19 protein-coding genes and 2 pseudogenes are annotated in these 22,382 nt (G+C 49.6%); 5 read left to right on the forward strand and 16 right to left on the reverse strand.

Going from position 1 to position 22,382, the window contains the following annotated elements; translation table 11 throughout:
- Positions 1-430 precede the first annotated feature (430 nt).
- From GM154_RS24580 to GM154_RS24605, 6 genes are all read right to left on the reverse strand, one after another.
- The gene (locus GM154_RS24580; protein ID WP_125913119.1) at positions 431-907 is read right to left on the reverse strand and encodes a hypothetical protein; all 477 of its coding nucleotides are present in this window, start codon (positions 905-907) and stop codon (positions 431-433) included.
- 139 nt (positions 908-1,046) lie between these two features.
- Complete coding sequence (locus GM154_RS24585; RefSeq protein WP_219653951.1) at positions 1,047-1,478, reverse strand: hypothetical protein; 432 nt, start codon at positions 1,476-1,478, stop codon at positions 1,047-1,049.
- 20 nt (positions 1,479-1,498) lie between these two features.
- Complete coding sequence (gene mobI / locus GM154_RS24590; RefSeq protein WP_073450636.1) at positions 1,499-2,041, reverse strand: conjugative transfer protein MobI(A/C); 543 nt, start codon at positions 2,039-2,041, stop codon at positions 1,499-1,501.
- A gap of 679 nt (positions 2,042-2,720) precedes the next feature.
- A complete protein-coding gene (locus GM154_RS24595; RefSeq protein ID WP_219653954.1) occupies positions 2,721-3,359 on the reverse strand; it encodes a FlhC family transcriptional regulator in 639 nt (212 codons plus the stop codon).
- Between the two features lies 1 nt (position 3,360).
- Entirely contained in the window at positions 3,361-3,945 is a 585-nt protein-coding gene (locus GM154_RS24600) for a hypothetical protein (protein WP_073450606.1), read from the reverse strand.
- Positions 3,942-4,487, reverse strand: coding sequence for a transglycosylase SLT domain-containing protein (locus GM154_RS24605; RefSeq protein ID WP_073450607.1), 546 nt, complete (start codon positions 4,485-4,487; stop codon positions 3,942-3,944). The genes GM154_RS24600 and GM154_RS24605 overlap by 4 nt, the downstream gene beginning before the upstream one ends.
- A gap of 498 nt (positions 4,488-4,985) precedes the next feature.
- Between GM154_RS24605 and GM154_RS24610 the strand changes: the two genes are divergently transcribed.
- A complete protein-coding gene (locus GM154_RS24610; protein ID WP_219653958.1) occupies positions 4,986-5,576 on the forward strand; it encodes a hypothetical protein in 591 nt (196 codons plus the stop codon).
- A 36-nt stretch (positions 5,577-5,612) separates the two neighbouring features.
- Here the strand turns inward: GM154_RS24610 and GM154_RS24615 are convergent, their stop codons facing one another.
- From GM154_RS24615 to tnpA, 4 genes and pseudogenes are all read right to left on the reverse strand, one after another.
- Positions 5,613-9,311 carry a conjugal transfer protein TraG N-terminal domain-containing protein gene (locus GM154_RS24615; protein ID WP_219653960.1) on the reverse strand — a complete coding sequence of 1,233 codons (3,699 nt, stop codon included), beginning with the start codon at positions 9,309-9,311 and terminating at the stop codon, positions 5,613-5,615.
- Positions 9,311-10,756, reverse strand: coding sequence for a conjugal transfer protein TraH (locus GM154_RS24620; protein WP_073450610.1), 1,446 nt, complete (start codon positions 10,754-10,756; stop codon positions 9,311-9,313). Before GM154_RS24620 ends, GM154_RS24615 begins: the two co-directional genes overlap by 1 nt.
- The gene (traF, locus tag GM154_RS24625; protein ID WP_219653976.1) at positions 10,753-11,754 is read right to left on the reverse strand and encodes a conjugal transfer protein TraF; all 1,002 of its coding nucleotides are present in this window, start codon (positions 11,752-11,754) and stop codon (positions 10,753-10,755) included. The genes GM154_RS24620 and traF overlap by 4 nt, the downstream gene beginning before the upstream one ends.
- Positions 11,755-11,978: 224 nt before the next feature.
- Positions 11,979-12,397, reverse strand: a pseudogene (tnpA, locus tag GM154_RS24630) (IS200/IS605 family transposase).
- Between tnpA and GM154_RS24635 the strand changes: the two are divergent.
- Positions 12,344-13,474, forward strand: a complete 1,131-nt coding sequence (locus GM154_RS24635) for a transposase (RefSeq protein ID WP_258020040.1) — start codon at positions 12,344-12,346, stop codon at positions 13,472-13,474. The pseudogene tnpA and the gene GM154_RS24635 overlap by 54 nt on opposite strands.
- A 23-nt stretch (positions 13,475-13,497) precedes the next feature.
- Here the strand turns inward: GM154_RS24635 and GM154_RS24640 are convergent, their stop codons facing one another.
- The 4 genes and pseudogenes from GM154_RS24640 to GM154_RS25785 form a co-directional block, all read right to left on the reverse strand.
- The gene (locus tag GM154_RS24640) at positions 13,498-15,000 is read right to left on the reverse strand and encodes a 3'-5' exonuclease (protein WP_219653979.1); all 1,503 of its coding nucleotides are present in this window, start codon (positions 14,998-15,000) and stop codon (positions 13,498-13,500) included.
- A gap of 492 nt (positions 15,001-15,492) precedes the next feature.
- The gene (locus GM154_RS24645) at positions 15,493-15,678 is read right to left on the reverse strand and encodes a hypothetical protein (RefSeq protein ID WP_219653982.1); all 186 of its coding nucleotides are present in this window, start codon (positions 15,676-15,678) and stop codon (positions 15,493-15,495) included.
- 206 nt (positions 15,679-15,884) lie between these two features.
- A complete protein-coding gene (locus GM154_RS25780) occupies positions 15,885-16,550 on the reverse strand; it encodes a GGDEF domain-containing protein (protein WP_258020042.1) in 666 nt (221 codons plus the stop codon).
- Between the two features lie 90 nt (positions 16,551-16,640).
- Positions 16,641-16,928 (reverse strand): annotated as a pseudogene (locus GM154_RS25785) (MASE2 domain-containing protein); the annotation flags it as partial.
- A gap of 492 nt (positions 16,929-17,420) precedes the next feature.
- On the opposite strand from GM154_RS25785, the gene GM154_RS24655 reads away from it, so the two are divergent.
- The 3 genes from GM154_RS24655 to GM154_RS24665 all read left to right on the forward strand — a co-directional run bounded on the left by GM154_RS24655 (position 17,421) and on the right by GM154_RS24665 (position 18,531).
- The gene (locus GM154_RS24655) at positions 17,421-17,666 is read left to right on the forward strand and encodes a hypothetical protein (protein WP_219653990.1); all 246 of its coding nucleotides are present in this window, start codon (positions 17,421-17,423) and stop codon (positions 17,664-17,666) included.
- Between the two features lie 66 nt (positions 17,667-17,732).
- Entirely contained in the window at positions 17,733-18,278 is a 546-nt protein-coding gene (locus tag GM154_RS24660) for a hypothetical protein (protein WP_219653993.1), read from the forward strand.
- A 58-nt stretch (positions 18,279-18,336) separates the two neighbouring features.
- Positions 18,337-18,531 (forward strand): hypothetical protein, encoded by a 195-nt coding sequence (locus GM154_RS24665; RefSeq protein WP_219653997.1) that lies wholly within the window; start codon positions 18,337-18,339, stop codon positions 18,529-18,531.
- 2 nt (positions 18,532-18,533) lie between these two features.
- Here GM154_RS24665 and GM154_RS24670 read toward each other — a convergent pair whose 3' ends face one another.
- Together GM154_RS24670 and GM154_RS24675 are read right to left on the reverse strand one after the other, a co-directional pair.
- Positions 18,534-18,701, reverse strand: a complete 168-nt coding sequence (locus tag GM154_RS24670; protein WP_219654001.1) for a hypothetical protein — start codon at positions 18,699-18,701, stop codon at positions 18,534-18,536.
- 1,503 nt (positions 18,702-20,204) lie between these two features.
- The gene (locus GM154_RS24675; RefSeq protein WP_219654003.1) at positions 20,205-21,578 is read right to left on the reverse strand and encodes an OprD family porin; all 1,374 of its coding nucleotides are present in this window, start codon (positions 21,576-21,578) and stop codon (positions 20,205-20,207) included.
- Positions 21,579-22,382: the final 804 nt, after the last annotated feature.

Genomic DNA, 22,382 nt, shown 5'->3' on the forward strand with positions numbered 1-22,382 from the left:
GCGCTTTGATGTAACTTTGCTACATATTAATAATTATAATGGCACTTTGAGCTTCAATTGCCTTTAAGATCTAGCCTAACCATATTCTTACAATATGTAACAAAACGTGTCCTTTAATTAATGTTTGAGAAACGTATCGCAAATAGTGGGCAGTATGTCAGCGAGCAGAATTAAATAAAGTGCCATTGCATAACCGGCCACTCCCGTCCCTAAAGCGCCTGATATGGAAGTTGCAACGGCTTTTGTACAGCAGACCGGTAATGGCTCTCCAAAAAACCTTCCCTGAAAGAAGCCCCACCCCTCCATAACAATTGCGTTACTCAATAAACAGACAATGAATAATCTGCCCAGTGACTGATTAACGCCAAGACAATAAACCGTACCACAGGCAAATGCCGTTGAGGTAAACATTAGCAAGGTTATGGATAATCTATTGGGATATCGCATGGCTATCTCCCTTGAAAGAACTGCCAGAAGAGTCTGGAAAAGAAACAATATTGGTTTTGAATCCCTTGCGGACAGGAATAGCAACCAACCAGCCATTTGGCATGAGTTCGATCAGAGATTGGAAAACTGCCCCATCCAGATAGTCCACTGGATGGCCGGTCATGTCGGATAGAGGACGAGTCAATACATGCCTTGGCTTGAGTTCGATGATGTCAGGGCAACAGCTGGCTAGATGGGATTGAACAAATGAGAACGGGGGAAACTTGTTTGAAAGATGCCCTGAGTAGACACACAGAAGTGCAATTCGGGCAGTATCATCTGCACCATACTTGTCATGACCGTTAAAGTAGGAAACCAACTCTCTTAACTCGTCAATCGACATTGAAAGCAATAGCTGGTTTATGACCGATCTTTTACGAGTAGGTAATGCTTCAAGTAACTGAATGGCTGAGATGTGCATACGAAATCACCTATGAAAGAAAACCTACTTTCATAGTACAGGGAAATTTCAGGATGCAAGCCCAGCGATCAGGCTGGAAAAATAACTGGCATAAAGCTGGACTAATCCGCTGTTAGTCCTATTTCAGAAAGAAACGGTTTCAAATATTGATCTGCATTCTGGCCAGGCGACCCTCGGTCATACTGTCCAACTCCCAAAAGTCGAGACCGAAATCCGTATCTATTGCTTCGCCAATATAACGAAAGTCTGTTTCGCGGTTTTTGGCAAAAACGCCATGCGGAACCTCTTCATCCTCAAATAACCACTTGCGTAGATTAAAATCGATTACCAGTTGATCATTGGTGTGCTGAAGATAAGCACAGGCGTCAGGCGAGAGTTCTATCCAGTAATGCGGAACAATAATATGACCTGTGCTAACTCTGATGCACTGCCCTCGCATGAGTCTATAAGACACACTGGCACGCTTAAATAAATAAGCTGTACAGGCAGAAAATCCATCGCAGTCAAGATCTTTGATGTACTCAAGGTCGCACAGTTGTAATTCCAGTAGTTGAGCCTGATTGCTGTACATAGTATTCACCGAAAACAAAGCTACTCGTTATTTGAATAGGCATCCGTAATATTCTTGAATCGTGAGAGCCTGCTCCTTATTTCAGTAATGAGCGACTGTCTCTGTCTGAACTTTGCATAATCATTCTCGGTATCTTCCACATTTTCCTTCTCCCAGGGGTAGGCATTAGAAAGCGCAGCATTGCTGTATCGAAATTTATGCCGTGGCTTGGAAATATGTTTGGCGGTAAATACTCGCTTTCCTCCCGCCTTGGGTTTGAGCAGATAAGTACTGTGGTACCAGACAATTGCAAGCGTGTTCTTGATAAGCCGAACTCTACTACCAAGGCGCGGATACTGTTTGTTCTCTTCCTGCCCTTCTCTTGCTTTCTCCCAGAAATACTCACAGGTCTCCTTTGCTTGAAGCGCATTCAAGTAGGTCAAACGCTCCACATGGCGCTCCAGCACCGCAAGGGTCTGCTCAGTCAACTCAAGAAGCGTTGCAGCATCCATCCCTGAGGTGGCCAGAGACTCCTTGGCTTCAAGGAGCTGGCTCAGTTTCTCGTTTGTAATCTGATCTGTCATGTTTCTGGTCTCCAGCATCCACCCTTTCATGCTTGTAGAGGGCTAACCGATAAGGTCAATCCTGCGGCTAGAAAATCAGCACGCTCGTGTAATCGTATATCGCCTACTAACCAACGCCGCAAGTGAGAAAAAAAGCATAAGCATTTAACATGGTTTATTCATTTGGTAATTCAACGTCTAAAAATGAGGATTTCTATCCTTGGCACGATTTTCAGTTGTGCGTTGAATTACCAATACTATAAGGATGAATTGAGTAGTTTTACCAGTTCATCCGCGCTACAGATGTAAATTACCAATATGATATTGGCAATGGTCAGTCCATCTACAAAAATGCCAAACACGCAATAGAGAACAGGGGTTTTACCAATGCTATGGGTAGTTTATGGAGTGGTTACCATGTCTACTCCCGGTCTTGACCATGAGGAAAACACCAGCTTTTGGCGACAGGTAGTGACCAGGTTGATCGAACACGCCGAGCAATCTGAAGGGCGCAAATGGTGATGTGCGATTTGAAGCCCAGGAAAGGTTGTCCGAGAGGGGCTTTAAGCGCCTGCAGATGCCACAGGAGGGCTTTTCGGATGCAACCCGCTACCTACCTAGCGGAAATGGTGTGAGCAGGTCAAACGGCAAAAAAAGGGGAGCTATCAAGGCTCCCCCTCATTTGCAAGGTAATCAGAACCTAGAAAGAGGCCTGCCCTGCCTCATGTTGCGAATAGATTGATCTCTTCATGCCTGACCATATAGGTGTTCGCTCATCCATGACGTTTCCATGCATCCCGACAAGGCTGATCGCGTTAGGGCAGCCACCGATAGTACCTTTGTAGAATTCGGCATGAGGTGTACCGCAACGTGAGCAAATCTCAAGAGAGATCTCTCGGCGCTGATAAGCTGATGCCAGCGAATATACCTCACTGATCGTGAGCGGCTTTATAGTTCTTTCATTAAATCTATTTTGCTGTTTAAGGTCCGCAAGGAAAATATAATAGGCCTGAATCAGCAGATCGATATCAACCACTCCATGTTCCTTACCACACATGACTACATATATATGTAAAAACAAGGAAGCTATCTTTCTTTGTGTTGTATTCTTGACAATCGTCGGAACACTACGGCCCAGGCGATCACGCCGCTCTTCTTTTTGCAATGTCATTTCTTTGCGTAGCTTACGCAATGTCTTGACACTTATTTGTGTCTCTAGCTCTATCACCTGAGTATTGAAGTTGTGGCGTAGCATCTTCCTGGCAGTCTCAAGTCGATAACTAGCCTCAACACTCTGATAGATCACAACTACCTTTTTTCCCTTGTCTTTGTCGGTCATGTTAGAGTTCCACGGCTGAGTTTAAGCACTGAAGTTGAATTCGGCTCAACGCCTCAATAAAATAATCCGTAACACCAATCCCATTTACAATTTGTGGGTCGAACCTCAGTAATAACTTTCCTGAGGAGGTGTTGCGCACTAAATATCTCAGCTGGGTTTCAGAGATATTTATTAGGAATTCGATCTCCTGAGTTGACAGACCATAACGTAATCGTGCAACACCAGCTCCGTATTTGTGTGTACAGAGTTTAGCCTGCATAAAGTATCGATACGCGAATTCCTGAATTTGCGTTAGCTCACCATTGCCTTTAGTTGTCATTGACTTGAGACAAGATCGGGCTTCATTTTGATTGATAGTTCCGCGGAAATGCAGAACTATGGAATCAGAAAGATTCATGATCGTTTGAAACGAAAGCTCGCTTAAACGAGAAATCTCACGACTATGGAATTTAAAGGCCCTTAGATTCTCTAGGCTGCCAGATGTAGCACTCTGATGTATATAAGACCAGATTTGCTGATTCAAATCCGCAACGTCTTTACAGCTTCCATCTCTGATGCTCAATTCGTTGGTATTGAAAGCGCTCATTCTTCGCAAACCCCACCTATAACGTATGAGATGTTCTTGCATATAGCCAGAACCCTTGCTCCGTAGTTTCTGGCTAATGCTTCTTCCTTAATATTGTGATATCGGCCAATACCTAGTTCCAGATCCCCAGGCGCAGACTTTATCCGCTCACTCAATATAGACGCACCCATTCTCAGTCCGTTTTCAGGACTTAATAATGATTTTGGATCTTTAATACGGTCGGAATTCCAGTACAAATTAACCTGCATTATTCCAACATCAACTGACCGCGCACTTCTCAAAAGCTCAGTCAGAATGTTCTCCGCCTCAGCCAACGTTTTGGCGTAATAGGCCTTGGTTGCAGTGCGCAAGGTATAAGGCCATGGGCTTATACCTTTATCAGATGAATAAGCTGACTCTGCAAGTGCAACTGAATAAAGTAGGTTTACCGGCAACCCATGTTCTCTTGCTATTTCACCAAACAGCGAATTATCAAGGTCAGCATGGGCTTTATTTACGGATAGCGCTCCGAGGGCGAAAGCCAGTAATGCAATCTTTTTCATGTTTCCCCGCCTGCTAAGTCTTAGCTTGGTCTGAACTACCTATCCATTTTCCACAAAAATTCCATTATGCAAGTGTCACATTCAGAATGACGCTAAAATCTTTCGCAGCGGAGAATTACCGGCTTCGTGTCCGAATATTGCGCAGATTGGTTTCTTGTAATCAATACCTTTGGACAAACGGCCAAAAGCTGACTTGAGCAAGAAAAAGAAGAACATGAGATATGCCCTTGAGCAACTCGATATAGCGGAGAGTTGAGCCAGGCAATCACAAGAATAGAAGGCAAACAGTCGTTAGAACATTTGCTTGAATCAAAAGCTGGTAGAGACTACGAGCTGAGTGTTGCTATAAATGTGTTTCTAAAGGGCTGCTTCTTTAAAGAGGCCAGCTACCTCGGAAATGAAATGTAGTCTATGTTTTGGGGTAAGGGCAACCGCCTTTGCATTTTTTTTCACAGGATCTTTCAACCACTGGATTTCGGTTCTTAACAGGTACCCACTATGGCCACATCACCTAGCGCTACACTTACCCCAAAGACGCCACGAGTGTTTAGGGGCGTCCTGTATGCAAACCTGGTGTATCTGTTGATACTTGCAGGAGCCCTTGCCCTACAAAGCGCAGTAGGTAAACCTGTAATAGCTGCTGGTCTGCTTCTCGCCATATTCCTGATTTTTTTGCCAGCGAGCATCATGATAGGAGCCGGCGTTAGAGCGGCTTATGCCACCAGGTCGGGAAAGATCCTTTTTCTTACCATCACCGTGCTTCTGAGCGTTTTGCTTGCACAGGACATGATTCCTGATGAGGCGCTCCGGATGATAGCGTGGTGCTGGATTGGGGTTGGCCAGCCTGTGATGCTGCTTAGTCTTATCGCGCGGGTAATCTCCCGAAGCAAGGCTCCAAGAAAGGCAAGGGGTAGTTCAGGTTGTAGGGTGAGACCTACTAGCGATCTAAGCTATGAGCGGAACCCGGCAGATGACTACTCAAAAAAAATGCTTATGGATATGAGGTATGCGTATTATCTCCATGAACGGGCGGTTCACGATACGCGCCTTTCCGATCCTGCTACCCCTCCGCCAGTATTGCCCTATTAAATAAAAGCCCGCATATGCGGGCTTTTTCTACTTCTGTTATTCCTTACCAACTATATCCTTGCCGTTGATCACAGCGCCTATACGACTTCCATATTGAAGTTCACTGCGCTCGAGCTCAGGGTTTCGAGCGGCGAACTCAATATGCTCATACGCTTTTTCCATTCCCATACGCTTGCTCTGTTGTTCCTCTGCAGGCATGTCGGCAAAGCTCTTGTATCCTAGTCGGTGAGCGGTTTTTTCAAGGTCCTGATTGATAAGCGCTTGCCGAGAATCATCGATATGTACGGCGTCAGCTACATCAACGGCTAGTCCAGTAAAGAACGAGATTCCATTTGCTGGTATATCTGCAACCTGCTTGGCTACGGTTCGAACTTGGTTTTCTGCCGTGAATTGCGATCCATAAAACTCAGCCATCGCTTCGGTGTGACCGAGACGTAACGCCTCTTCCCGCTTACGTTCAGCCATCTGTTCTCCAGAGCGTGCAAGACCCTCTTGGGATACTCTTTCGCTCTTGCCCTGCATTGCTGCAGACATTTGTCCAAAATATACCGCCGAGGCCTGCTCATTGGTCATGTTTTCAGTCACCTCATCGCCCAGGAAACCTCCCACTACAGCTCCCATGACAGATCTGAGCGCACCAGAGACAGGCCCATCGCTTACTTCGAATCTTGAAAGATCCTCACCTCGCTCGCTGGCCGCTTTGAATTCGGCCAGTTTCTCGTCATCCCAGCCAGAAATCTTCCTCGTAAACTCGGCTGCTTTCTCGTATCCCCAGCTTTGGGCTCCAGCGACCGAAGCGCCTACACTCGTTGAAAGCAACGCGCCTTCAGCGGTCTGACCCAGCCCAGCATTGCTATACGCACTAGATCCCTTGGGCGCATTTATGACGGAATCAAAGACGCTGTTGATCTGATCGGTCTGGACTTTCGTGCCCCAGGCAGAAGCTTGCACTTCTGTTTTTTGACTTGCGCGCTCAAAAGCTTCACCTACTGGGCCATTACTCGACATGTTCTGCATAACAGGGGGAACATGTGCGGATGTCGAAGATCCACGCTGAACGTCATCTCTATTGACCGCACGAGGTGCTTGGATGTTTTCCGCATCGTCCCTGACGCCTTGAGCGATATTCGCAGACTTGTCTTCTAGATCGGAATTACGGCTGTATGACGCTTCTGGAGAACTCTGCATATTTCTTCCCAGCGCCTTACCAATCACATCTCCTACTACACCAACAGAGTCGTAGTACTTGCCTTCATCCTTGAAGTTGTTTCTCTCCCCCATTACTGCAATGGCTGCGGCTACGAAAGCCTTTTTCTCATCCATACGATACGGGTTGTCCATATCGGTATAGCTGTTCTTGAGCTCATTGATGTGGCGCTTAACGTCTCTGTCCGCGTAGTCACGAACAAAACTATGCAGGGATCCGAAGGCATCCTTGTTGTTCGCAACCGTATTGGAAATATCGTTAAGCGTGAGGCCTGTTGTTGAGGCAAAACTCTGTGAAAGAGAGGACGTCTTCGCGTAATCCCGACTGGCATCTATTGACTCCGACGCTAAGCTTTGTAGCTGACTGGCCCGCTCCTCGCCCAGGATATTGGAAAGCGTTTTGGTGTTCATGCTCTTGATATCATGAGCAAGGGAGTCGCTTAGGGTTGCGCCTTGTGTTTGCGTATAACCTGCATTTTGCAGGTACTTCATACCTTCAGCCTCGTTATACTTGACCGAGTTAGACTCAGAGCTAGTCTGACTCCCCTGAATAGTAACTCCGCCTCCAACTCCTCCGCTTCCATCAGCCTTTGTATCATTCTCCTGAGACTTACCAGCTTGTTTGCCGCCCTTTGGCAAACTTAGATCGAGCCTAGCCTGCCCTCCCATAGTCGCAACCATAGCGCCAGCCACAGCATTCACATGCTCTGCACCTAACCCATGATCACGGACATAGCTAGTGGCAGCGCTCATCACAGCCTGTGATGACTGATCTTCGCGATTACTGATTTGCCGGCCGAACTGCTCGGCTAACGCGTAGGTTTGCTGTTGCGATACGTTGTCCGTTAGCGAGTTTGAAAGTGTCCGAGAGAACTGCTCACGCTTGCCCTCTGCAAAGCGTTCAGACGATGAAGCGGCACTTCCGAGTATTGAATTGAAGCTGAAGTTCGGAAGCAGGCTGTCGGCGCCGGTTCCTGCCGTCCCACCTACGTTCGTGTTGCTGTTCATGGCCAGGTTATTCAGGGCCGGGCCATTACTGATTGCATCGGGCGTCGCAATCTTCTCATTGATATGGTCTGCACCATTCATGCGCTGCGCCAGTGATGCCCAGGCATAGGTCGACCCTGTAACCAGCATCAATGTCAGCACAGGTGTGGCTGCGGCCAGCATCCCTCCGGTGGCCAGCCAGTTGGCCAGGATCTCATCTGACCGGTAGAGCCCATAAAAGGAATCAAGGGCAACTGCAACACCACTTGTAGCCCCTGCATCGGCGGCCAGCTCCGCACTTGCTGCCATATAGAGATACAGATTGATTATCGCCAACACCGGCATCCACAGCTGTATCCAGATCAGCATCTGAATATATTTGCCTACCAGCTTGATGCCAAACGCACCCATGACGATCAAAAAGCCCATCAATGGGGTAACGGCGTAAACAAACCCTTCTATCAGCGCCAGCATGGGTCTGACTGTACTCAGGAACATCGTCTGCTCTGAGGCCCACTGGGTGTTTCGCTGCTGTATGGCCTGGCTGACCATGGCCGCACTGGAGAAGTCTCGCATATCCGTATAGCGACCTTGCGCGGCTTCGGCATACACCGTATCCAGCACAGAGGCCATCACATACTTCTGGGCCTCTACGGCCGCCGCACCAGCCGTAGAAAGTGCACTGACGCCCGTATTCAGACGGGTATAGAGATCATCATCCTCAAAGAGCTTTATGCCCGCGGACTCGGCAATGGCATTCTTGACAGTAGGCGTCGAAAAGGCCTCGTTGGTCCGCGCCACCAGCAGCGTATAGGCATCCGAACAGGTCATATTGGTCCCATATGGATTGCTGGTGTCCATATAGAGCAGAGTACGGTGAATGGATGAACGAAACTGCAGGGCTTCGATCATCGAGTGATTCATCATCGTATCGAGTGATACCCGATGCAGGTCGATGTTCTTGAGGCTGCATTCCTTTATGTAGTTGTACCAGGAGCGACGGAAATCGATCGATCCCCCCGCTGTACCGTTTTGCAGGTTGCTCATCGATCCATCGCCCAGGGCCACATTGATGGCCTGAAACACCTTGGGCTCGCCCGCGCGCCGGCGAACATCATTGAGGATCTTCAGCGCATCGGCGAACTGGGTTTCAGTGATGCCGGGTACCACCGGTGCATAGCCCTGCTCAAACAGCCGTGTCAGCCCGTAGCCTACGCTCGATAGCATCGACCCCACCGCCGCAACACCAACAGGTACGTTATCCACGGGCCTGACGGCGCCGGTATAGGCATCCTCAATAACGACGGTCGCGCGGGGTACAAACATGCACATGTAAAGGATGAGACACACAACAATCTGCGAGATATCGACGCCCCCCTTGCCGCCTCCGGTCAGGAGCTGCCACGCCGTCAGTAACACGCCCAGTAACATGCCAATGGCTACTGCATCCCGAAAGCTGTCCTCACCGGTAATCATGGCAACGGCATTAAGCACCTGCTCCAGAAAGGCACTTTCCCCAATCGAATAGATATCGAATTCCATTACTTCATCCCCCCGCCAGTCTTGGTGAGCTGCGCTTCAAGCATGTAGCGATTCTTTTCCACGACTTCCTGATTGGCTGTTGCCTTGGCCACTATGTCGCTCAGGTTGCCGTACTGGCCGCGCAGGGACTGTGCCTCTGAGTCAAGTGTCCTGAGCGATTCGCTCAGCCGCTGGTGCGCAAGGTTGGCGTAGGAATTCTGGCTCGTCGCCAGGGCTGCCTGAGAGGCCGTGATCATCTGCCGGGCCGTTCTTTCCAGCATGCCAAGTGCCATGGCCCCGGATACATCACTCACAAAGCTGCGCGCAGCTTCAGGGCTGCTGACCGCCATGCGGTTGATCAGGCCGCCAGTAATGCCAATGCTGGCCGACACTGCCTGCTCCTGCGTCGTAGCCGTTACCCCTTCACCGCCCAGGCCATATTTCTGGATCAAGCCGATAGAGGTTGAGTCATTACCCAGGAAAGCCTCATTGATCTTGGTTCTCAGTCCGGTCAGCGTTACCGTCTTGGTAGGGCTGTTACCATCCATGGCGCAATTATCGACGTCCGAGCCGCAGTCATAGACCTTGACGGTCCCACCTTCGATAAGGTCTTGCAGGGTGACCAGATTACCGGGCAGGGTCTTGGCAATATTGGAGTCGTCATCGCTTCCCTCCCCTACGATTACGGTGCCGGTCATGGACATGAAAGCTTCAAGCAGCGCCTGATCAAGCGATCCGCCACTCCCGCCACTGCCACTTGAGGCCGTGGAAAACCAGAGGTCGACCCGATTGTTCTTGAGTTCCTTCCAGACGATGTTGCCCATCTTTTTACGGTACTCGTCCGGATTGGCTTGCTTGAGCGAGGCGCGTGCACTGGTGCCATCAGATTCACTAAGCGAAGCAAAGAAATCCGTCATTGTTCCTGTAATGGTGGCGCTGGTACGGACATCGTTATCCATCTTGTAGCCCATGGCCCCAACCGAGTCGTTGACCACGCCTTGTGCCAGCTGGCACGAGTTACCCATCATCTGGTTCAGGCTTTGTATGCGGGCCTGCAACTCTGACAGGAGTTCTGCACCGTCAGGGAACACATTTGAGAGCGCAAGCTGGAAGGCGTAACCGGTGGCATTGGCCGCAACGCTGCGCAAGAGCTGCACGAACTGATCAGCATTGATGAAGGAGAATGACCCACCAAACAGATCAACCCCACCACACCCTGCCTTCCAGCTCGGAATCTCAAGGTTGGCAAAGTTGACGTTCATCGTGGGGTTCTTGGAGATAAACCGCCCTCCTGCAATCGCACCCCGATTTTGCGTTTCAAACACGCCAGGATCCGTGGCATTGCTCATCGAATTGAAGAGGTTGTCCATCTGGTCCTGCAGCCCGCCAGCTTGAGCTGCGCATGGCAGGAGAGAGGCAAGCGAGATCGACAGGGCCAGCGCTGCTGGTGAGAACCATTTATTCATGGGAGTTCTCCTTCGCCCGCATGGGCGCTACCGAGGGATTGATCAATGTGCTGAAGCAATTCAGCCGGTGGGATAAAGCCGTTCTCATCACCCTCGACGAGGCCCGCCGGAAGCAGCTCACTGAGGTTGTCATCAAGGTTGCGCAAGGGCCGAGTGCGGTTAAGAGCGCGCTGGTCGATCCATCCCTTACTCGCCGCTGCCAGCGTGATACGTTGCTCGATCTCGCCAAGTGCGAGCGCTCCTTGAGCAATGGGGGCAAACTGGCCGTTTGGGTGGGCCAGATAGATGGCAGGCAGACGCTGCACCCCTAGCAACTTGGCATGCCCCTTGTCTGGCTTGAAGGTTGGGAAGGGACTGCCAGGCAGATCCTTGCCATCCACAGAGATAGGCGTAACCGTGAATCGGCTTTCCAGCATGCGCACCACAGGGACCTGCGCCTGGCACAGGTCGCAGTCAGAGGCATAGAAGTAGAAGACGCCCACACTTTTTGCCAGCTCGCCGAGGACCTGCGCCTTGGCTTCTCCAGCCTGCTTGTCCAGTGCCTGAGCCGCGTAGGTCGCATTGGGACGGCGGGCGTTTTCGTCCAGCAGTGGATCGCCCTGTACGGCCAGCTGGGTGACGTCCGCGAACTGCGAACTCCGGTCCATGGCGTAGCGCTGGAGCATCATGAAGGCTCGTACATTCTCAACCGTCGGGTTATCCCAGGCGGCGTCCTTGTATTTGGGCAGATTCTTTCTGAACCACTCAGCACTAAAGGCTTGTGGAGGTGCCGGGGTAGCCTGTGCTGGCGCCTCGGTTATGGTCTGTACCGTCTGGGATTGGGGTTCAGGAGGCGGAGGTGGCGGTGCTTCTTCAGGAGGCTCTGGCGGGTCTTCATAAAAGAACCAGCCACGCTGCTTTTGTGACCAAAAAGAGTGAGGGTCGGTGGTGTCGGCCGGAGCGTTGGAAGCAATCACACTGGCCAGCAAAAGAACAGGGACAAAGGCGTGTCGTTTCATGGCGTGCGCATCGTAGTGGCGGTATGTCGATACTACGATGCAAGAGCACTACCCAATCGGCGTACTGCCTACCCGCGCGGGTAGGGAGTAGCAAGATTGGGTATAAATAATTGGGTTGACGGCGCCAAAATGCTCCTCTTTTACAAGCTGCGCTGTTATCAGTTATGCGCGAAAAACCCCGTACTTCTAGTGCGGGGATGAATAGCGCGGAAGGCGTAGCCTTCCTATAAGGGTCTCGTCTGCTGCTCAATGTATGCCTTTACTACCGAGAGCGGCGCACCTCCAACACTGCCTGCAAAATAGCTAGGACTCCACAAGGCATTATGCTAATAGGCAGGGGCCGCCAGCTCAGGGTATATCTGTTTCATGCGCCTACTAGAAGCTCCCTTCAAGCTATTAACCAGCCTAGAAAGCGCGATCTTAAGTGGGTACTTTACTAGCAAATGAACATGGCCAGCCTCTCCATTGAATTCTACAAGGCCTGCTTTAAAGTCGTGCCACACCTTGCAAAGTAACCTTTCTAGTGTCTTCAGGTGTGTGCATCTGAAAAAACACGCCCTCTATACTTAGTTACAAAGACCAAGTGTGCATGAATCTCAAAGACGCAGTGTCTCCCAATTCTAATGTCTGTATTTTTGCTCATAGACCAAATATATTTCTTTTCATGAAACAGATCAGGACCCTCAAGGTTCGAGTTCGAGACAAGCACGCTCCTTTGCTTCGGCAGATGGCGCGTAGTGTTAATTTTGTCTGGAACTACCTAAACGAACTTAGCGCTCGCTCTATCCGTGAGCGCGGGGGACTCTTATCGGCCTATGACCTTCACCCTTACACAAAAGGGGCTGCAAAAGAGCTAGGTTTGCATAGCCAGACCTTGCAGTGCATTGCCGCTGAATACGTCACGCGCCGCCAACAGTTTAAAAAGGTCCGTCTCAACTGGCGCAAGTCGGCTGGCGTCCGGCGCTCGCTTGGCTGGATTCCCATAAATACCGGCGCTGCAAGCTGGAAAAATGGGCAGGTCTATCATAACGGCCACTATTTCAAAGTATGGGATAGCTACGGCCTGGCAGGGCATAAATTCCGCTCAGGCAGCTTTAGTGAAGACGCGCGCGGGCGCTGGTACTTCAATATCGTGGTTGATGTTGAAGGGTCGGTATCAATGGGCCAGGGCGCGGTGGGTATTGACCTCGGCCTGAAAGACCTGGCGACATGCAGTGACGGCAGAACCCTGGAAAATGGCAGGTTCTATCGTGATCTGGAGGCTAAATTAGCCATAGCCCAGCGCAGTCGAAACAAGGCCAGAACACGTGCTATTCATGCCAAGATTGCTAATCGGCGCAAGGATGCTCTACACAAGTTTAGCCGCCGGCTGGTGAACAGCTACGGCACGATCATTGTAGGCGACGTAAGCTCTTCAAAGCTCGCCAAAACCAGGATGGCCAAATCAGTACTGGATGCTGGCTGGTCTATGCTGAAAACAATGCTGGAATACAAGTGCGATCACGCAGGCATTGTTTTTAAGGAAGTGCGAGAAGCGTACACCACCCGCGCCTGTTCGGCTTGCGGCGCCCTGACGGGGCCAAGAGGCGTCAATGGGTTGCGTATAAGAGAATGGGCCTGCTGTGAGTGCGGTGTCGCTCACGACCGTGATATCAACGCGGCCAGAAACATTCTCGCGCTCGGGCATGAGCGTCCATCTGTGGGAATCCCCGTCCTTTAGGGCGGGGAGGATGTCAAGTTCTCCTAGGCGCTCAGTGATTTTGAATGGTACAGGTCTGTCAGGCGAAGCCCCGTCTTGACCAGTTTGACCAGATTCAAAAGTGTAGGCGTGATCACCAGCAGCTTCTTGGCCCGCGTCAGCGCCACGTATTGCAGGTTCACCTCCCCTAGCATCTCCTGCATGGGAATCTCATCGTCAGTGAGGTCAGGAAAGTCGTCGCAGAGATAGACCTGATCCCACTCCAACCCCTTGCTCTTGTGAGCCGTGGTTATGACCATCTGCGCCTGCTGGCTACCCTTCACGAGCTGGCTCTTGAGAATGGCAAGGTTGTCAGGAAGATTGGGGTAACTGTCCACGACCTTCACCGCTCGCAGCATCTCAACGTCACGGGCCTCCTGCGCTACGATCTGGTAGGCAATGTAATCTGGATAGTCTTCAAGCAGGCGCTTGTTCTGGATGTTTTGCGGTTCGTCCTTTGAAAGCCAGTACACATCCAGGATGCCCTTGAAATCGTAGGCATCGTACCCGCCAACTAACTCAATGCTCATGCCACGAGAAGAGAAGAACAGGGCGGCTTCAATCACGCCCATCACCGTGCGCGCAATAAAGGCAAAGGGCGGCTTTGAATCGCTTAGCTTGAACTCGGACGAGACCACAATGCGATCCTCCCCTCCCAGCCCCACAAGCGGTACATTCTCACCTTTATAACGTAAGAGTACGTTTGCCATGGCCGCAACATTGGGACCAAAGCGAAAGCTGTTGGTTAGCCGCAGCTGCTCGGCGTCGTGCAGCTGGGGATGGCTCAGGGCATCAATAGCGCCCCGGAACTGGTAGATCTGCTGGTGTTCGTCGCCTACGGTAATGACACGCGCCTTGGTCTGGCTGAACACGATATCGGTGGTCAGCTCGTTGCTGTCCTGCCCTTCGTCAAAGAGAATCACGCTGTACTGGGAGGAAAGGTCTGGACGGGAGAGCTGGTACTGCTTCAGATACACATCGTGCACCGCAATTTGCTTGCTGTACGGGTCCTGCATGGCTTCCCACAACGCTTCGGCCACCTTGATTGCAGCGCTGGCCAGCCGCGGATCGTCCTTTTTCTTGGACTTATTCGACTTCATCTCTTGTGCACGCCGGTAGTGCGCCTGCGTAATGAATTGATCAGCGCTGTTCATGAAACAGGAAACGGTAGCAATGGCGGCGGCAGCGACCTGATAGTTACACTCAAAATCTCGGGCCACCTCGACGGGCCGCAGATTCCCCTTGAGCTTGTGCTGGAGTGCTTTTCCATATCCGGTAAAGGCCATCTGGTGCGTGGTTTTGCATGTGACGTTACGGGGAAACTTCTTGGTGGCTTCATCACGAATGGCCCTGTTATAGGCCAGATAAAGCATCTGCTCACTGGGATTGGCCCTGGCAAAGGCTACCAGTGTCGACGTCTTGCCTGTACCAGCATAGGCACGGACCACCAATTTTTTGGCCTTCGAGGCAATGATGGGTTCCTGCTCGGAGGTGGGCGTGAAGGCCATGAGATGTCCTTGAATGTCGATGCCAGATACAACCAGCATCTCACAGGACTTCCGGGATGCAAGTCCGGAAGTCCTAACTACATTCATTGCGGGACAGGCGCAGTTCTGCAAACAAAGAGGCCATGCTTCTTTAGCAAAGAGTGGCCTGCCTCAGCACTTTTAATGTTACCTGTGCTCCAACTGCAGGACATCTGTTAAAGCTTGATAGTAATGACTAAGAAACCAAAACTCCCAATTACGCCCATGGAAGTCATTGCTTGGTTCATCGCCGCTGGATTCATTTACATGTACTACCTGGTTTACACCGGTCAGTACTAATACAATCAATCAAGGTAACCATCGGCATGGTAGTAAGGCCGATTATAAGAGTCATCGCTGACAAGGACTTTCTTTGAAGCCTGGGCTCTACAGGTTTCATGTGTTGTGTTTAAACCGCTATCCGAGCCTTGTTCTTGCAACGTCGAAAGTACTTTTCCAGGACTGACCCATTATCTAATCACCCTTGAGCTCATGGTCTTCAGGTGGGCTTGCGTCAACGTCAATGATGCCTTCTCTGACAAGCAGCAACGAAATACCTATCAAACCGAGCCCCTCAACCTGCAGCATGGAATCAGTTGGATCAAAAGCAATACAGCCACCACCAATCAAACAGAACATTGCGCCCAGATAAAACAACACGTTTGAAATCCTTGCTGACGGAGCAGCTGTACACCTGACGGATTTAAATTCGACGTTCAGAGCAATTGATAGAGGCGACGTCGAGCAATGATATCGTAATGATATCATCAATATAAATTAGAAACCTTTAACGGCAAAACTAACCGCTCTGGTGTGAGCACTGCTTGACAGTACAGTGCAGCTTGTAGATTTACGCAGTTCTATCCCTAATTGTGCCTCTCGAACTGAGCGAGTTGATCACGTCCATTGTGCTTCGCCTGATATAGGGCTTGATCGCTGCACTTAAGCCATAGCTGGGCATCTGTCATAGTCTGATCATATGGGGCGACACCAATGCTTAGCGTAACGACAGGAAGATGGTTCTGCTCTTCCAAAACCTTTTGCAAACACTGCTGTAACCGAGCCAACGCCAGTCTGGCCTGGACGCAGTCAGCTGCCTTGAAAAGAACAGCAAACTCATCTCCTCCAACTCTTCCTGCAATATCAGAAGCACGGCAGTTTGCTTTTAGCACGTCACTAAACACGCGAATGACTTCGTCGCCGATCAGGTGCCCTTGGGTATCATTGATGGACTTGAAGCGGTCGATATCAATCAATGCAAGTACTGCGCTTCTGTTTCCCTGCTGTAAGGCAACAAACTCCGCTTCGAGTGATTCTTTCCAGGCGCCATGATTAAGAACACCGGTAAGACTATCAAGACGACCAGCATCTCTTAGGGCGCGCTTATGCCGTGCAAGCTTACCTGCCAGGCGATAGGCAGCCCCACCAACAGCCATGGGGTAGATAGCTAGCATTGGAAGGCACGCATAGACCTGCAGATGACTCGTCTCAGGAAAAAACTTCAATCCCAAGGTTGCCCAGCCAATGATCAAGCCAGTGAACTGTGCGAGAAGGCCTCTCCATAGGAACCTCGGCCCTCCTACGGCAATAGAGTTCATACAGTACATCGATATCATCATGGTGGTTGGTAAGGCGTTAAGTCCCATCGCCGCAACCCAAAATCCACCCAGGCAAGCCTCGATCAACAGGTTGCGTCGTTCAACAACGTAGGGCACATCAACGCGGCTCGCCAAAAGAAATGCAAGGTGCGGCCAGATGTAAGCATTGAAGACTAAAAGTGCCCATACCCATGCCGGTACTGATAAAGGTGTCAAAGCCGGAGCTATCGCCCAAAAACCGACGCCTGATCCAATCAGTCGCGGCAGGTACATCCGCTTGGCAAACGACCCTTTTTTTGGCGAATTGAACATTAAAAATGTCTTTGGAGGAGTGGAAAGTAAACGGCAAAGCTTACTGTTACTGTGCTAATAATCAGCTTTTGTGGGACAGGCGGCTTTTGAAGCTTACTGAGCTGTAGCAGCATATAAGGTGTACATCCTTTAGCATATTTACAGGCCCACCACAGATCGAGTTGGCCAACCTTTGGCGTTCATCCATCTCTTATGTAGAACCCCTTCGGCGCAAGCAGGAGCGGGTCTTGGTACGTCTCAAAAAGCATGGAGCGACCCCTGAGTCTGCCCTTCTAAAGACGGATTGGGTTTGCGTCTCGATCAATAGCCGCACCGGAGAGATCAGGGGAAAGATCCTTCAGGGCTAATTCAAGGGCGCGCCACTCGAACAGTTAAGTATTCAACAGCTTCAAAACCTTATCGATCATGCACCCGGAGAAGAGACACAAAGCCTTCTTGAAGCCTACCTTTCCTTTCGCACTGCGCAAACTAGCGCCAACCAGGAGTCACAGCATGTCGATTAAGGACACTATTGCAAAAATGGACGAAAAGCTTGTAGCTGAGCTGATGGAAGCTGCCCAGCTAGCGCTTAACGATGATGAGACCTGCAAGCGGGTTGCCGAGGATATGCAGGTACCGTTCTGGCGCATACAGGCATTGGCCTATGTAGCAATCGAGGTATCAGGAAGCTCAGGGAATGATTTAGAAGTCATGAGGCAGCGCCAATTAGCTAGATTCGCTCAACAACTTTCGCCTTAAAGATATATATGCCCATTTATAAAAGGTATTATAGCTCATCAGTGTTTGGCTCTCTCTAGGTTCCAATTGAGCAATCAAATTAGGCAAAGGTATGCAGATTTAGCCGACTCGATTTTTCAGCAAATTGAGCCTACTCTTCAAAAGCTATCCAACCAAGTGATCGAGCTTGGTGGAATTGATGAGGAAGTTCTTTCAATCGTAGATGGTTGGCAGAATCGCAAAGCCCTGTGGAATTGGAGGGCAGTGCTTAAGGCTGAGAAAAAGAAGCCAAAGCGTATAGAGGTTTCGTTCCACGTGAACGGTACACTTTGTGGGCTTATGCTCGCTCGCTTCTCCAAAAGGCGCATAAGTATTAATGTTCGTTTCATTGAGGCTAGTCCTGATCCAAGCCATCCTCTCAGACAAAAATTTCTTCCTGCTTCGCTTCTATTTGCTGAACTGTTTGCTGCTGCGATAGGGGCAACCTATGTACACGTATCCAAGCCTGTTGAGGCGCTTGTTCCTAAGTATCGTAAATTGGGATACGACTTAGACTCTGCGGACAAGGCGAGAGAGAGAAAGGGTTTTAAGCCCAGATGCCTGTTGCTTACCAAGCGTCTGCCTTCACTTTGACGTAAATGAACAACTGGCGTAGGCTGTCTGTAAGCCTATGGCTCCTTAGGAGTAACGTATGAAAAAGGCCGGAAACAAAAATGCTAAAGTAGCTGCAGCGCAATCTATCACAGCTATCAAAGTTGGCGCTGATGCCCGAGTAGCCAGGCTGGTATCGGTCAAGGGCGCAGAATACGCAAAGTGGTTTTCTGACAATGATGGGTTTGTATACACAGGACCATTGGCAGGCTCGAAAAAGCGTAAATCAGTCTAGCTTTAAAAAAGCGCCAGTAGATGGCGCTTTTTTTTGCCTGAACCAAAGCTCACCCGTATCCAGTGCTTGCCCCTGGGCTTGAACCATAACGCGCAGGGCGGATGAAGCGTGACAGGCTTGTAGTGGATCGGTAAGGCGCTGTTGGCCAGGCGTTGGATCTTGTCAGTCACGTAGGTGAGTTAGCCAGGAGACTGCGTTGATTCCCATCCTCCTATTACATCAATGAAACATATTTAATGTCCTGACAGATTGCTACAGCCTCCGCTTTATTTTACTTATGCTTAGATGGAGGCATCTAGACATCAAACCTACAATGCTTTCTTTAAAAATGACTGCGTTAACATATCAAGTGTACTAGTTTCTTTCGAGCTTAACGTCAAGTGTATTCTACCTAAAACTATTCAGATAACACCGATAAGGTGGAAAGCTATGTCTAAGTATGATAACCACCTGAAAAACCCAAACAGAAGCCACAATGAAAAGGCGTATAACTTTACAAACAGCTAACCTAGTTAAATTTACATATCAAAAGCTAGTACCTTAGATCAATCACTACTTTCGGTTTTCAACATATAGCTCTTGATACGCTGTTATTGCGATAGTGAGCATCCCTAGAACAGCCAGATAAGTAACTGGACGCCCCGGGTAGACGATTTCGTCCGCCAGTAGGTATAGAAATTGGTCAAACTCTTCCATTATTCTGCGCCTATGCTTAGTTAATGAATCCTTAAGCCCCAAACAGGACAATAATGTTGCCTGGGGCTCTACATTGAGAAAAAGTAGAATATCAATCTAATGTTAAGCTTTTAATTCTTGAAGGGGTCTGCTCGGCGACTCAGTACCCTTGGTTACCTGATGCGTAGTTGACTCTCGCCATCTAGAATATAAATTTGAAACCGAGGAATAGACATTGCGATTTTGCGATGCAGTAGTAGCACTTGCTTTAATTGCCGAAATTCATGCAACAGACAAGGCCGTAAGCGAGGCCGCTAGGCTTTTTTCCAAGAAGGTGCCCAGGCGTTTTCGTCAGGTGCTTTTCGACATTGTTAACAGCCCATCTCCGCTGCGCCATTTCAAATTGACAATTTTGAGACTACCTGATCAGTTACTTGATATTGATTTCGAGAGTGGGCGCATCTGATCTAATAGCTTTCAGCCCAACTACTGGGAGGCATTTACCAAACAGTCTCTAAAGTACACGCCTAGCTCAGGAGATGGCACTCCTTCTCAAAACTGCTCTGTGCTAATGATGCTGACGCTAATCCTAGCTAGGGACAGGATTTGTAGGCGCTCCCTGTCTAGGATTATGAAGGCAGATTGTTTGCCGCTGCGCAAGGTCCTTGCAAAGAACAAGCATGTAATACCCAGAAGCCTATTGACCGGATCTGACTCTGGACCGGTTAGTGCTCGATGCGGCTGTAATTAAAAGCATTGTGAATGAAGAACCCTTGGGCAAGCATCTCACTGAGCCAACATCCAGCTATTTGGCATTTGAAGCTAGTCAACTTCCATGCTCAGTCACTCATCTCTAATGCCCAACCAACATCTATATTCGCCTGGCAAAACCATGAAAAGCGAAGCAAGTTAATCTTTGCGAGTAGACATGTGCAAAGCGAGAACTTTACGAAAGTTAAAGAAAACCCCGCCTAAGCGGGGTTTTCTTTTATTAACGCTTACAGTAGAGAAAGCGTATAGTTGAGGATGATACGGTTTTCATCCTGATCACGTGTAGTGGGCACACCAGCTGTAGTACCGACCGGTAGCTCGCTGCGGAAGGATGCATTCTTCCAGGAAACGCTCAGACCTTTGAGCGGAGCCTGCTGGAAGGCATAGGTAAGAGTGAAATCACGCTCCCACTCGCTGTAATCACCGCGAGCAGTTTTGATGTTGTCACCGTGCTGATATACCACACCAGCATTCAAACCAGGAACGCCCAGTGCAGCGAAGTCATAGGAATAGCGGACCTGCCAGGTATCCTCGCCTGCATGGATAAACTTTTGAATCTGAGCATCAGTGTTGATATAGGCAGCGGCGCCTTCCCCTGTATTGATAAAGGGGAAATCGCTATCACCGCTAGTACCCTGATAGCCAGCTGCGATGGTATGTCCACCAATAACGTAAGTGAACAACGCGCTATACAACTGGTTATCCACTTTACCGCGCAGAGGCGCTGTGCCGCCATAGTAGCCAGTAGTATCGTAGAAGGCATCGCTACCGTTAGCACCATCATCCTTGCTGTTAAAATAGCGCAGATCCGTTTTGAAGGTACCCTCGCCAAGCTTGACGCTGTGGCCTAGGCCAAGGAAGTGCTGCTTGTAAAAGTCTTGCAGATTGCCGTAGTAATACTGAAGCGTCAGGTCCTTGGTCAGCTTGTAATCTGCACCGCCGTACCAGAACTTGTTGGTGTCAGCGCCACGCCCGCTGGCGCCAGCAATGGACAGGTTATCGCTGCTGCTGGAACCACGGACCTTAGTCTTAGACAGTTGGCCTGCAGTAAAGGTAAGGTTCTGAATCTCTTTAGACTGGATTTGGCCGCCCTGGAAAGTTTGAGGCAGCAGACGACCGTCGTTTATTGTCACAACTGGCAATTTTGGAGACAAAGTGCCGTAACGCAATTCAGTCTGGGAAATCTTCGCTTTAGCTGTCAGCCCCAGGCTGCTGAACTCGTCAACATAGCTGCCGTCAGTCTCACGCGGAAAACTGCCACTGGCGCTCGGCTGACGCTCAGCAGTGGATTTACCCTGGCGGCTACCACCATCCAGGCGTACACCAAGCATGCCAACCGCATCGATACCAAAGCCTACTGTGCCCTGAGTGAAACCAGAAGCATAGTTAAGCATGAAGCCTTGGCCCCACTCCTCATTCTTGGAAGGATTGGCTGTACCATCGCGGTTGTCGGTATTGATGTAAAAGTTACGCAGGCCCAGCGTAAGGGTTTGATCTTCAATGAAACCATGCTGGCTAGATTCAGCTGCATGAGCCACAGTCGCTAAAGACAAAGAGATTGCAGAAACCGCTATGGCCAAGCGGCCAGCTTGAAACTTCATTGAGTGCTCCTAGACATCACTTTTTAATCCTACTCATCCGAGTAGCGATACTTCTAATTTGGTCTGATTTCTCTTTGGGAGCGGAACAAGACCATCCGTTAAATTTTTATTGCAATTTAGCTGCCAAATATGAATTTCTTGTTACATTATTTTTAAAAGCCAAAAAAAAGGGCGCTTCGAAAAGCGCCCTCCACAAAGGCAGTTGGAGCTACCTTTGATTTTGGAGCACCTACAGCATGGGTATACTGCGGCACAAGATATATTTAACCTTGGTGCGGCATCGTCCTACAAGAGATTATTTGAATCTTTTTAATTGAGCTTGCGTCCCTGACTACGTGCCACTTTCTTTTTTTATGAACTCTATTTAGAGAGGCACCCCATGATGACAATTTAGAATTGCCCCGCATGCGGCACCTATGAGCTTGCATGTATGTATACCCTTGGCCTTCTGCATTGTCCCGACTGCAACCTCTCGTTTACCTGGAGCACTCATAACTGATCCAGCTAAAGCTGGCCTTATTTCCCATCTGGGCACAAGTGTAGTGAAGGCAGCTGAGCTTTAAGGGATAACGAGTGAAGCATGGCTGCCCGCATAGCATCGATCAAATGCCATTGAACCCAGACAGCTCGCTTTCTGCTAATGACGGTACAAGTCATAAATAGCGTTAACAGCTTTATATCATTTCCAGTCTGGGCAATATTCTGCTGGAAGAGGTTTCAACGATTGAAGCGCTCTGCCAGATCACGCAGATAGACTGCCATCTGCTCAAGCTCACCACTGAGCACAGCACCTTGCTGTGACTG

It is taken from the genome of Pseudomonas sp. MAG002Y (assembly GCF_019400845.1).
In the GTDB taxonomy this organism is placed as follows: Bacteria; Pseudomonadota; Gammaproteobacteria; order Pseudomonadales; family Pseudomonadaceae; genus Chryseomonas; species Chryseomonas luteola.

Bases quoted from the DNA above. Each gene is read 5' to 3' on its own strand.
- GM154_RS24580 (WP_125913119.1), bottom strand. From the start codon at position 907: ATGCACATCTCAGCCATTCAGTTACTTGAAGCATTACCTACTCGTAAA.
- GM154_RS24585 (WP_219653951.1), bottom strand. From the start codon at position 1,478: ATGTACAGCAATCAGGCTCAACTACTGGAATTACAACTGTGCGACCTT.
- mobI (WP_073450636.1), bottom strand. From the start codon at position 2,041: ATGACAGATCAGATTACAAACGAGAAACTGAGCCAGCTCCTTGAAGCC.
- GM154_RS24595 (WP_219653954.1), bottom strand. From the start codon at position 3,359: ATGACCGACAAAGACAAGGGAAAAAAGGTAGTTGTGATCTATCAGAGT.
- GM154_RS24600 (WP_073450606.1), bottom strand. From the start codon at position 3,945: ATGAGCGCTTTCAATACCAACGAATTGAGCATCAGAGATGGAAGCTGT.
- GM154_RS24605 (WP_073450607.1), bottom strand. From the start codon at position 4,487: ATGAAAAAGATTGCATTACTGGCTTTCGCCCTCGGAGCGCTATCCGTA.
- GM154_RS24610 (WP_219653958.1), top strand. From the start codon at position 4,986: ATGGCCACATCACCTAGCGCTACACTTACCCCAAAGACGCCACGAGTG.
- GM154_RS24615 (WP_219653960.1), bottom strand. From the start codon at position 9,311: ATGGAATTCGATATCTATTCGATTGGGGAAAGTGCCTTTCTGGAGCAG.
- GM154_RS24620 (WP_073450610.1), bottom strand. From the start codon at position 10,756: ATGAATAAATGGTTCTCACCAGCAGCGCTGGCCCTGTCGATCTCGCTT.
- traF (WP_219653976.1), bottom strand. From the start codon at position 11,754: ATGAAACGACACGCCTTTGTCCCTGTTCTTTTGCTGGCCAGTGTGATT.
- GM154_RS24635 (WP_258020040.1), top strand. From the start codon at position 12,344: ATGAATCTCAAAGACGCAGTGTCTCCCAATTCTAATGTCTGTATTTTT.
- GM154_RS24640 (WP_219653979.1), bottom strand. From the start codon at position 15,000: ATGGCCTTCACGCCCACCTCCGAGCAGGAACCCATCATTGCCTCGAAG.
- GM154_RS24655 (WP_219653990.1), top strand. From the start codon at position 17,421: ATGTCGATTAAGGACACTATTGCAAAAATGGACGAAAAGCTTGTAGCT.
- GM154_RS24665 (WP_219653997.1), top strand. From the start codon at position 18,337: ATGAAAAAGGCCGGAAACAAAAATGCTAAAGTAGCTGCAGCGCAATCT.
- GM154_RS24675 (WP_219654003.1), bottom strand. From the start codon at position 21,578: ATGAAGTTTCAAGCTGGCCGCTTGGCCATAGCGGTTTCTGCAATCTCT.